This is a genomic window from Pseudomonas sp. ef1, from assembly GCF_007293365.2.
Lineage (GTDB): Bacteria > Pseudomonadota > Gammaproteobacteria > Pseudomonadales > Pseudomonadaceae > Aquipseudomonas > Aquipseudomonas siliginis.
The window spans coordinates 2,643,002-2,654,982 of the sequence record NZ_CM129815.1 but is presented as its reverse complement, the minus strand read 5'-3'; the positions used below and the strand labels follow the sequence as shown (position 1 = coordinate 2,654,982).

4 protein-coding genes are annotated in these 11,981 nt (G+C 59.2%); 3 read left to right on the top strand and 1 reads right to left on the bottom strand.

What is annotated here, in order from left to right:
- Window positions 1–63 precede the first annotated feature (63 nt).
- From FEE99_RS12080 to FEE99_RS12070, 3 genes are all read left to right on the top strand, one after another.
- Window positions 64–651, top strand: coding sequence for a UPF0149 family protein (locus FEE99_RS12080; protein WP_041478974.1), 588 nt, complete (start codon window positions 64–66; stop codon window positions 649–651).
- Between the two features lie 10 nt (window positions 652–661).
- The gene (locus tag FEE99_RS12075) at window positions 662–1,057 is read left to right on the top strand and encodes a YbaN family protein (RefSeq protein ID WP_041478973.1); all 396 of its coding nucleotides are present in this window, start codon (window positions 662–664) and stop codon (window positions 1,055–1,057) included.
- Window positions 1,058–1,260: 203 nt separating this feature from the next.
- Window positions 1,261–4,215: an Ig-like domain-containing protein gene (locus FEE99_RS12070; protein ID WP_052392182.1), complete on the top strand. Its 2,955-nt coding sequence runs from the start codon at window positions 1,261–1,263 to the stop codon at window positions 4,213–4,215.
- A gap of 138 nt (window positions 4,216–4,353) precedes the next feature.
- On the opposite strand, the gene FEE99_RS12065 is transcribed toward FEE99_RS12070, so the two are convergent.
- Entirely contained in the window at window positions 4,354–11,466 is a 7,113-nt protein-coding gene (locus FEE99_RS12065) for a retention module-containing protein (RefSeq protein WP_041478972.1), read from the bottom strand.
- Window positions 11,467–11,981: the final 515 nt, after the last annotated feature.

Genomic DNA, 11,981 nt, shown 5'->3' with positions numbered 1-11,981 from the left:
TGGCTAGAGCGCGCAAGAAAGCCTAGAATTCCCGCATTGTTTATTCCCCAAGGTAGCCCCGTAATGTCCTTCGCTGAGCAACTGACCCGCCTGCAAGTCTTCCTCGATGCCGACGAGCTGCACGACGAGGCGCTGGATTACGTCGCCGCCCACGGTTACCTGACCGCGCTGTCTATCTGCTCCGAAGACGTTCCGGAGCGCGAGTGGATCGACGCGCTGTTCGCCGAAGAGCCGCATTACGCCAACGAAGCCCAGCGTGCCGAAATCGAAGCCACACTGATCGGCCTCAAAGCGCACATCGCTCGCCAACTGGCCTCGGATGAAGAATTCGAATTGCCGTGCGAACTGGATCTGGGCGAAGAGCCGGACGATTCCGAACTGCGCGGCTGGTGCATCGGTTTCATGGAAGGCGTGTTCCTGCGCGAAGCGGCCTGGTTCGAAACCGCCGAAGAAGAAGTCAGCGAAATGCTCCTGCCGATCATGGTCGGTTCCGGCCTGTTCGACGAGCAGCCTGAGTTCGAAGACATCGCCAAGGACGCCAACCTGATGGACGACATGATCGTTCAGATCCCGGAAGCCCTGACCGCGCTGTATCTGCTGTGCCAGGCCCCCGACGAAAAACCGGCGATCCTCAAGCCTCGTCATCACTAAGACCCGGCCTATGGACAACCCCATAGGCAACCGCCCCCTGATGTTGCGCTACGTCCTGCTGGCCATCGGCTGGCTCAGCGTCGCATTGGGGGTGATCGGTATCTTCCTGCCGGTCCTGCCCACCACCCCCTTCCTCCTGCTCGCCGCGGCCTGCTTCGCGCGCAGCTCTCCGCGCTTCTATCGCTGGCTGGTCGAACACCCACGGCTGGGGCCATGGATTCGCGGCTACCTCGAAGGCAACGGCATCCCGCTAAAAGGCAAGGTCTACGCGATCGGCCTGATGTGGGTAAGCATTCTGTTCTCGTGTTATCTGGTGCCGTTGGTTTGGGCGCGTGGGTTCATGCTGACCAGTGCGGTGTTGGTGACGGTTTATATTGTGCGGCAGAAGACCTTGAAAAAAAGCTGATTGCCCCACCGTCGGCGGCACAACCGTTCATCCGATATCCGTCCGCACCTGTCAGAGTTGACAGGTGCGCGCTTTAACGTCGCATGCTTAATTCTTCCGTATCGGCGCTGACAGCCCAGGTAAGCGCCCCGTGTGGAAGGCGAAAATTCACGACCAGCTCACAATACCTGATATTCCCTCCTGCGCCGCGTTCCGGTATCGGTGTGCTGGCCCTCTATCCGCCGCAACCACTCCTGCACAAGCTGCAAACTGACAAGAGCTACGGTATCAACATCGCCATGATTGCTCAGAACATTAACGGATTGGGCTTTAGTCTCCCGGAGTATCTGTCTCAAGCCCTCGGTGACCGTATCGAAGTCTTCCTCGATAGACCCGATGTCACCAACCCTTCGTCCGTGATTGATTTCGCCCTTACAGAGGACGATTTTGAGGCCGATGGAAAGACCCCTAAAACCGTACTTTTTTACATTACAGCCGAAACCCTCGAGGAGAAATTCCTGCCGTTTACCGACGTCAGGCTGGATTGCTGGATGAAAGTCACGAGACTGAGCGGCAACCCGGGGGAATCGCCACACTCACAACTCAGGTTCAAACATCCCGCTCCGGGCGAAGCGGACATTGACGGCGGCAAGCCTTCCAATCAGGGCCTCAAGCTGCCGATCGCATCGGAAAGTATCGTCGATCAGAACGTCATCAAAGAGGGCATGGAAGTCACGGTCAAGCATTACTTCAATCAGCAGATCGGCGATACGGTCGTGCTGACATTTGGTTCGCTGCGGCTGGACTTCGTCGTGACCGACGACTCGGCCGACATCGTTTTCAATCTGACGCCTGACCTGCTCGACAAATTGCAACAAACCAGCAATCTGGTGGTGCGCTGGAGCGTTTATGACGTTGTCGAGAACTCCAGCGGTTTTTCGGAACCGCTCATTCTGCCGTTCAAGCCCGGAATAACTCTGCTGACCGCGCCGATTTTCGAGCAGTCCGATGGCGACGACGTAATACACCATGACTGGCTTGCAGGCGGCCCGACGAACATTCTCCTGACGGGCAGTTTTGCGACCAACGATGTGATCGCCCTGACACTGGAAGGATTCACCCGAAACAACGTGCCAGTCACTCATACCTATTCTTTAACGGTGACCGTAGACAGCAAGACACTGAACTTTCCCGTGGAAAATTTCCGCATTCAAAATGTGATAGGTGGAAGTTTACGGGCAACTTATATCCAGACCAGAGCAGGTCAGCCCAAACTCTCCAAGCCTGCTGACGTCACCGTTGCGGGTAAATCCTTGCCACTGGGAGCACCGGAGGTCACCCCACTGGTGGAAGGTGAGCTGGCGGTCGACACTGCCAAAGCCTTTATAAATGTCGCCAGTTTCTGGCCCTTGAAACAAGGGGCAGAGGTCAAGCTGCATTGGCAGACCACAGACATCAACGGCAAGTTGGTGCGGTTTACTTGGGGACAGCTTGTAACCGATCCTTCGAAGCCCATTGTTTTCGAGGCCGAGAACGAGTACATCAAGCCCTACGCCAGCGCGAGACTGGCCGTGCAGGCCACCATCACCAATCCCGGCGAAAGTGAAGTCTTTTCCGATATCGCGCAGTTGAAGATCGGCGATCCCAAGGAGCTTGTCCTCACGCCGCCCTCACTGGTATCGCCTTTCACTAATCCGCTTGATCCCTTGGCAGCGCTGCCGAGCATGCTGGTGGAATATCTCGATGCCAAGACCGAGAAGGTTCGCCTGGTGTGCACACCACTGCCCTTGGGATTTGATCGCTTCCCGCTGGTAGATCTGGATTCGGCCAAACAAGCCCGCTTTCCGTTCGACAGGCGCCTCATTGTGGCGCTTCACGGTGAAACCGTGCGATTCAAATTCAACCTGAATCAAGACGGCAAGAAAATCGGATCTTCTCCGGAAACTGAGGTTTCTTTCAAACTGATCGCTGATCAGGATCCCAGGTTTCCGAGACCGCGAATCATTGGCATTGATAACGCAATACTGGACGTAAAAAAACTGACCAGCGCAGACAAATTGGCGGTCAACCTCTGGCACGGACAACGGCCGGGCCAGAGCATGACGCTGGTGCTGATCGGCATCGACAGCAAAGACAACCCTGTTCGCCACGTCATCATGAACGCGGAGGCGAGCGTCACCAGCGCCGGGCTGATACGGGAACTGTCAACGCCGACGCTGGAAGTGTTGAGAAATCTCAAAAGCGGCAGTACGGCGACATTGATATTTTCCGTGCGCCTGGGGTTGCGCGGCAATCCAGTGGAATTTCCCCACCAGACCTATCAGATCGAATCTCTGGTTGAGCTGCAGCCGGTCATCACACTGATTAAGGACTCGCAGAACAGGGAGATTCCGCATAGCGACCTGACGGTTGATCCGAATGTCACGGTCGAGGGAACTGCGAGCGTAGAACAGCAGGTTGAAGTTCTGGTGAATGGCAAGTCGATAGAGACATTGACCACAGACAAGGACGGGAAATTTTCAACGCTATTGAAGGGGCTCGTTGTCGATGTACTGACAGTCGTGCAAGTTCGAGCGCTATACGGCGATCGCCTCCTTTCTCCTTTACGCTCGTTCACGCTGCGCCGAGCGCTGCAAGTCAACAACAGCGCTATGGCCCTGCATGGAGCGAGAGTCTATGCATGGACTCACAGCGGGGACTTTCCCGGCAATACTCAAATCCGCGCCGCCACCCCGTCCACAGGAGTGCCCCCAATCAGCTATAGAAGCAGTAATCCGAACGTGGCCAGTGTTGACGGCAACGGAAAAGTCACGGGCACACGTAACGGCAATACGTACATTACCGTACAGGACCGATTCAGCTCATTTTCATACAATGTTGACGTTCGGAATTTGTATCAGCTGAATGTGTCTGGATATCCGATGACGCATTACCAGGCAGTAAACTGGATGAACAGTATTTATGGTTCGGTCCCTTTGAATAATTTCTTCGGTGCCATGCAAGCGGTATATAACAATGACTATTACTGGCCGCTATCTTCTGGCTGGATAACCTGGATGTGCGACACCTCGGCATGTCGGGGACAAGCAGGATATTACGTCTGGAGGGCTGGCGGGCATCTCTGCCGTAACGACTTCAACGCCGGATATTGGGCATGGTGCCTCAGACCGGTGAATTGAGGGGGAATGCAGCCTGGGACGATCCAAGTCAAAAGATCGCAGCCGTCAGCAACTCCTACAGAGGTATCTCTGCAGAAAGACAAAACCCGCCGTCCCGAATCAACCGGGGCGGCGGGTTTTGTCATTTCAGACCTCAGCTCAAACCGTATCCACCTTCAACGAATGATCATTGAGCATGCCGCTGATGATCGTCGCCGTGTCGTGACCGCTGGCAATCATGCCGCCCGCGCCCGGGGTCACGCCGTAGTGGCTGGCGAGGTTGACGCCGGCCAGGTCGATGGTCTGGCTCGGCGCGGCGCCGGCCATGGCGCTGACGTCGATGCTGGTCATCACCGAGGCGCCGCTGCCGCTGACGGTGAAGTGCAGATAGTCGTCCAGCGACGCGGTACTGGCGTTTTCGCCTTGCAGCAGTTGCGACAGATCGAGCCTGTCGGTACCGGGGGTGAAATCGGTAATCAGGTCATGGCCGCTGTTGCCCTTGAGCCACTGGAAGGTGTCGGCCCCTGCCCCGCCCGTCAGCGTATTGTTGCCCATGCCACCGATCAGCAGGTCATCGCCAGCGCCGCCATTGAGGAAGTCGTTGCCGAGGCCACCGTTGATCACGTTGTTGTTGCCGTCGCCGGTGAGGCTGTCGTTGAAGTTCGAGCCGAGCAGGTTTTCGATGCCGGTCAGCGTATCGGTACCGGCGCCGAGGGTGTTCTGCGCACCGAGCAGGCCGAGATTGACGGTGACGGCGGCTGTGGCGTGGGCGTAGCTGGCGGTGTCGCTGCCAGTGCCGCCGTCGAGCAGATCGTTGCCCGCGCCGCTGTAGAGCAAGTCGTTGCCAGCGTCGCCGTGCATTTCGTTATTGCCGGAGCCTGCCGTGAGTACGTCGTTGCCGTCGCCGGCATTGATCACGTTGTTGCCGCTGCCCGCCACCAACACATCGTCGCCAGCAGTGCCGGTCAGGGTGTGGCCGTCCTGATAGCTGATGCTGACGTTGGCCGTGTCGCTGCCGCCGTGGTTGTCGTTGGCGGTGTAGGTGCCGTGGTAGTCCGGCGTGATGTCATGGGCCGCGGCGTAGTTGAGGGTCATGGTCAGTTGGTAGTTCTCCGCCGCATTCGGGTTGCCGCCACCATTACCAATGTTGGTGATGTGGATCTGGTAGACGCCGTCCGCCGAGGCGCTGAGGGTCTGGCCGTCCGCCAGCGCCATCCAGGCACCGCCATTGAGCGAATACTCCATGCTGATCTTACCGGCCCCCAGATTGTGATCCAGATTGAGGGTTTCGCCCTGGCGCAGGTGGACGGTGATGCGATCTTCGTCATTGGCATTGCTGTTGCTCACCATGCCCAGATAACCGCTGACTACCAGCACGGCGGTCATGGTCGCGGCATTGGCGCTGAAGGCGCTGCGCACATTGGCCAGGTTCTGGTTGGCTGCGTTATTGGTCTGCCCAGTGAAACCGATCAGGCCGGTACCGGTGAAGTCCGCCGCTTTCGACACCCAACCGGTATTGAAACTGGTGGGTGTGGCGTTGAGGGTGTCGCCGTTCGGATCGGTGTCATTGGCCAGCAACAGCTCGCCCGGCACCACGATGTTGCCTGACAGCACGTTGGTGATGACGTGGTCGTCCATCGCTACCGGTGGCGCGTTGGGAATCACTTTTACCGTCAGGGTGGAGCTGGCCAGATCGCCGTCGTTGTCGCTGACGGTGAAACCGATGTTTTCGGTGATCACCACGGCGGTGGTTTTCTGCGAGGTGTAGCTGTATTCGCCGGTATCAAGATTGACCACCAGCGTGCCGCTGTTGTTGGTGGCAATGCTGACGGTGTTGTTGGCGGTATTGAAGGTGCCGTGATTGGCGCCGCCGCTCGCGGTCAACGAACCCTGGCCACTGAGGGCTTTCGGATCGTAGGTGTAGGTGGTGCCGTCGACCACGATCGACTTGATGAAACCGCCATCGGCGCCGAACGAACCGCCCTCGCCCAGCAGCGAACCGGTGACCGGCGCGCCCTGCACAGTGCCGGACAATACCGAGTTGAGCTGATTGAGATCGGTGACCACCACCGCATTGGTATTGGTGTGGTTGATGCCGTCGTAGGCCAGCGGATCGAGGTTGGCGTTGCTCACGCCACTGCCCAGACCGATTGCATAGTTCTTGATGTTGTTGGCGTCGAGGAAGTTTTTCAGCGCGGCTTCGTCGGCCGTGCCGATGTCGCCCTCGTTGGGCTTGCCGTCAGAGAAGAAGTAGCCCACGTTCTGCGCCCCGGTGAGTTTGCCCGAGGTGTTGAACGCGGTCTGCATCACTGCTACGGCAGCATCGTAGTTGGTGCCGCCGCCAGCGTTGAGACCGGCGAGGAGTGTCTTGGCGGTGGCGACATCCACCCACACGGTGGTGCGGTCGGCGGCATTGCTGCTGAACGTCACCAACTGCACTTTCACATCGCCCAGATCATCGTACTTGTCGAGCAAGGCACCAATGGCCTGCTTGGCCAGTGCCAGCCGCGACAGGCCCGGCACGCCAGAGGCATCAGCCATGCTGCCGGAGATGTCGAGGACGATGAGGATGTTGGAATCAATCTCCACTGCGGTTACCGAGCGATCCGAGGCAACGGCTTTCGGTATGTCGTCGACGATGTTGACCACGAGGGTGCTGGTGGTGCTGTTGCCCAGTGCATCGGTGGCTTTGTAGGTGAACGTTTCGCTGAGGGTGTTCGGCCCGTCGTTGGCGTTCGGCGCGGTTTTCGGCGCCGAGGTCAGCGTGTAGGTGTAGGTGCCGTCAGCGTTGAGCAGCAGTTGCCCGTAGCTACCGGTGGCGTTGCCGACCAAGGTGTACGTGATCGCGCCGCTGCCGCCACTGACCGAACCGACCAGCGTGCCGCTGGCGGTTTCACCGGTATTGCCCGGTTCGCTGCCGGTGACTGTGCCGGGGGCGAGATCCTGGCCATCCTTGTTCAGGTCGAGGGCTTTTTCATAGACCGTGACATCCTGATCCACCGAGGCGACCAGTTTGCTGTCGGCGACGTTGATGCTCAGCGTCGTGGTGCTTTCATCGCCATCGCTGTCACGGATGGTGTAGGTGAACGTGTCGGTCGCGCCCGGCGGGCTCACCGAGTTCGGGTTGCTGTGGTAAACCGCATTGCCCGCCGCGTCGAGGGTCAGGTAGCCGTAGTTACCGTTGATGTTGCTGTTGAGCCCGCCGCTGGCTGATGTCGCGGTGTTGCTGCCGGCGCGCACGCCGACCACCGTGGCGGCACCATCGGCGCCGCTGCTGTCATTGCCGAGCACACTGACATTGACCGTGCCGCCCTCCGCCACCGAGCCGGTATCGGCGTTGGCAGTCGGCAAATCGTCGACGATATTGACGTTGATCTGACCGCTAGCCGAACTGCCATCGGTATCAGTGGCGACCACATCGAAGCTCTCGCTGAGGCTGTTGGCGCCGTTGGCGTTCGGATGAGCTTCGTTGTCGACCAGGGTGTAGCTGTAACTGACCACGCCGGTGGCCGGATCGTAACCGGTGATGGTGAAGGTGCTGCCCAGTGGCGAGACCACCGATTGCGGCAAACCGGCGGCGACGCCATTGCTGATCACCGCAATGCCGCCGACCGTGAGGGTTTGCAGGCCATCGAGGGCGGTCACGGTGAAGCTGCCGCTCTGGGTCAGCGCCGAGGTGTCGGGGTTGCTGCCGTCGCTGAGGTTTTTCTCGTAAACAGTGATTTCGCCGCCCTTCACGTTGAGGCCGTCGAGGCACACCGGATCGTCATTGTTGTGGATGTTCAGCACCAGGTTGGCGGTGCTGGTGTCGCCGTCGGCATCGGTGATGGTGTAGGCGAAGGTTTCCGTGCCGTTGCCGCCGCCCTGGAGGTTTTTGAAGTCGGCGTCGTTGGCGTCCAGCGTGTAGGTGTAAGTGCCATTGGCGTTGAGCACTAGGGTGCCGTAAGTGCCGGTGAAAGTACCGGCGGTCACCGGGCCGCTGGCGACGCGGTCGGCGCCCTGCACGTCGTTGTCGAGGACGTTGCCGGTCAGGGTCAACTGGGCTTCGGTCGCGTTGTCGGCATTGCTGTCATTCAGCGCCTTCGGCACGTCATCGACGATGCTCACAACGATCGTGCTGGTGACGACATTGCCCAGCGAATCGGTGGCCTGATAGGTGAATGTTTCGCTCAGGCTGTTGGCGCCATCGTCGGCGTGCGGCGTGGTGGTCGCTGGCGAAGTCAGGGTGTAGGTGTAAGTGCCATTGGCATTGAGGACGATCTGCCCGTAATTACCGGTGGCGCTGCCGACCAGTGCATAGCTGATCGCGCCGACCGCACCGGTGACCGAGCCGACCAGGGTGCCGGAAGCGGTTTCGCCAGTGCTGTTCGGATCGCTGCCGACCACACTGCCCGCCGCCAGATCCTGGCCATCCTTGTTCAGGTCGAGGGCTTTTTCGTAGACGGTGACGTCAGTGTCGCTGACCGCTTTCAGGCAGCTGTTATAGACGTCGATGGTGATCGTCGTGGTGCTTTCATCACCATCGGAATCGCGCACGGTGTAAGTGAACACATCCACCGCACCCGGACCGTTCACCGCGTTGGGATTGCTGTGATAAACGGCGTTACCGTTGGCATCAAGCGTGAGGTAGCCGTAGGTGCCGTTGATCTGCGAATTGAGTCCGCCGATGGCCGAAGTCGAGGTGTCGGCACCGGCGCGCACGCCGACGACTGCGCCGGTAATCGCCGGGCCATCCGCGCCGCCGACATCGTTATCCAGCACATTGCCGCTGACGGTGCCGCCCTCCGCCACCGAAGCCGCGTCCGCATGCGCGGTCGGCAAATCATCGACGATATTGACGTTGATCTGGCCGCTGGCGGTGCTGCCATCGGTGTCAGTCGCCACCACGTCGAAGTTCTCGGTGAGGCTATTGGCGCCGTTGGCGGTTGGATGCGCTTCGTTGTCGGCCAGGCTGTAGCTGTAACTGACTACGCCGGTCGCCGGGTCATAACCGGTGATGGTCAAGGTGCTGCCCAAGGGTGTGATCACCGATTGCGGGAAACCTGCGGCCACGCCGTTGGTGATCACCGCGATGCCGCCAACCGTGAGGGTCTGCAGACCATCGAGAGCACTGACGGTGAAAGTGCCGTTCTGGGTCAGCGCTGGGGTGTTGGGGCTGGTGCCGTCGCTGAGGTTTTTTTCGTAGACGGTGAGTTCGCCACCGTTGACGTCGAGGCCGTTGAGCAGCACCGGGTCGTCGTTGTTGTGGATCTGCAGAACCAGATTGGCGCTGCTGCTATCGCCGTCGGCGTCAGTGATGGTGTATGCGAAGGTCTCTGTGCCGTTACCGCCGCCGGTCAAGGCTTTGAAATCGGCATCGCTGGTGTTCAGGGTGTAGGTGTAAGTGCCGTCGGCGTTCAGAACCAAGGTGCCGTAGGTACCGGTGAATATACCGGGCGTGACTGGACCGGTGGGTACGCGGTCGGCACCTTGCACGTCGTTGGTCAGGACGTTGCCGGTCAGGGTCAGTTGGCTTTCCGAGGCGGTACCATTGCTGTCATCGTTGGCTTTCGGCAGGTCGTCGACGATGTTCACATCCAGCGTGCCGTTGGCTGTCGTGCCGTTGTCATCGACTACCGTAACCGCGAACTGCTCAGGCAAATTATTCGCGCCGTTGGCGTTCGGATGCGCTTCATTGTCGGCCAGGGAATAGCTGTAACTGACCACGCCGGTTGCAGCGTTGAAACCGGTGATGGTCAGCGTGCTGCCCAATGGCGTGGTGATCGATTGCGGGAAGCCTGCGGCGACGCCGTTGGTCACCACGGCGATGCCGCCGACGGTCAGCGTGGTGACGCCGTCCAGTGCAGTGATGGTGAACGTGCCGTTTTGCGTCAGCGCACCAGCATCCGGGGCGCTGCCGTCGCCAAGGTTCTTCTCGTAAACCGTCAGCTCGCCGCCGGCGACGTTCAGGCCATCGATGGTGACTGGGTCGTCGTTGTTGTGAATCTGCAGAACGAGGTTGGCAGTGCTGTTATCGCCGTCGGCGTCAGTGATGGTGTATGCGAAGGTCTCTGTGCCGTTACCGCCGCCGGTCAAGGCTTTGAAATCGGCATCGCTGGTGTTCAGGGTGTAGGTGTAAGTGCCGTCGGCGTTCAGAACCAAGGTGCCGTAGGTACCGGTGAATATACCGGGCGTGACTGGACCGGTGGGTACGCGGTCGGCACCTTGCACGTCGTTGGTCAGGACGTTGCCGGTCAGGGTCAGCAAGGTTTCCGAGGCAATACCGTTGGCGTCGTCAAACGCTTTGGGCACGTCGTCGGTGATATTCACGTCCAGCGTGCCAGTGGCGCTGTCGCCATTGCTGTCGGTGGCGATTACGGTGAACTGTTCGCTGAGATTGTTCACGCCATCGCCGGCCGCGTGGGTTTCGTTGCCGTTGAGGGTGTAGCTGTAGCTGACCGTGCCAGTGGCCGCGTTGTAACCGGTGATGGTCAGGGTGTTGCCCAGTTGCGTGGTGATCGACTGGGGAAAGCCGATCGGCACGCCGCCAACAATCAAGTTGATGCCGCCGATGCTCAGGCTGTTCAAACCATCCGCTGCCGAGACCGTGAAGCTGCCACTTTGCGTCAGCGCGCCTGGATTGGCCGCTGTACCGTCAGGCAGATTGGCTTCATTGAGGTTGAGTTCACCATCCGCCCCATTGAGGCCGTTGAGGATGACCGGATTGTTCACCGGAGGCGATGGCACCACGACCGGCGCTGGCGTGTCGTCGCCATTGTCGATGTCCGCGTCGCGACGATACTCGGGAAATTCGGGAATGCCGTTGAAGCCGGCGGTGGGGAAACCGATGATCGGATCGACCCGGCCACCGACTTCGGTCAGCAGAACGAAGCTGTGCCCGCCGCCCAGTTCACCGGTATTGCCGGTGGGTGCGTTGGGGCCGGCCGCAGTGGCTTCGGCAGTTTTGCTTGGGTCTTCACCGGCGGCAATGGCTTTCTGGATCTGCTCGACATCGGTCAGTTGCGCCTGGCTCGGGGTCTGCGCTTCGTCGACGTTCACCGGCACAGCCTGGTCGGCCAGCAATTGCCCGGTCATGGTGATGCTGCTGCCCCGACCGAGGGTCAATTCCTCGCCGTTTTGCAGTTTCACTGCCACCGCGCCTTCCGCGCCGGTGATCAGTTGATCGCCAGCGTACAAACGATCGCCTTCGAACAACGGACGCTTGATGCCGTCGCTCGCTTGAGCGAACACCTGACCAATGACTTTTGTGACCGTACCGATGAGCGTTGCCATGTGAAATCCTCCGCTGCCGACCACCGTCGGCACAGGTTCGCGAAGCAGCCCATGGCTCAATCGGGTTGCCGGGGGCGACGCTCGCACCCTCGACAGTTCGTTTCGCAGGCCCGGTTTGAGGTGAATTGTCAGCGCTATCAAGCACTTGCCAACCCTGTTCAATCCGCCGACCCACTAGCGCTACGTAACGGTGGTGAATCACCCGAGTGACAAAAATCTGTCGCTCATTCGCCGTTACGCGTCCCTCCCCTTCAGCAGTACTTCGCAGTGTCTCGCAAAGTGAATGGAACTTTCCTCAAGCCTTTTCGAGCTCCCTAAAGCGCATAAAACAAAGGCTTTCGAGCTGAACAATGTGCTGCTTTTGAAAAACCGCATAAGTTTTTTTTGGAATAAACCTTATGAAAATTTTTTCTTAGCTACGCTCTAGGATGTTCTTAGCTCTGTTGTTACAAGAGTGAAACGCTTATACCCAAAATTTACGTCAAATATTTGGCGACGGTAACACAACATTGAGA

What these genes read in the sequence shown, in the direction of transcription:
- FEE99_RS12080 (WP_041478974.1), top strand. Translation starts at nt 64, where the DNA reads ATGTCCTTCGCTGAGCAACTGACCCGCCTGCAAGTCTTCCTCGATGCC.
- FEE99_RS12075 (WP_041478973.1), top strand. Translation starts at nt 662, where the DNA reads ATGGACAACCCCATAGGCAACCGCCCCCTGATGTTGCGCTACGTCCTG.
- FEE99_RS12065 (WP_041478972.1), bottom strand. Translation starts at nt 11,466, where the DNA reads ATGGCAACGCTCATCGGTACGGTCACAAAAGTCATTGGTCAGGTGTTC.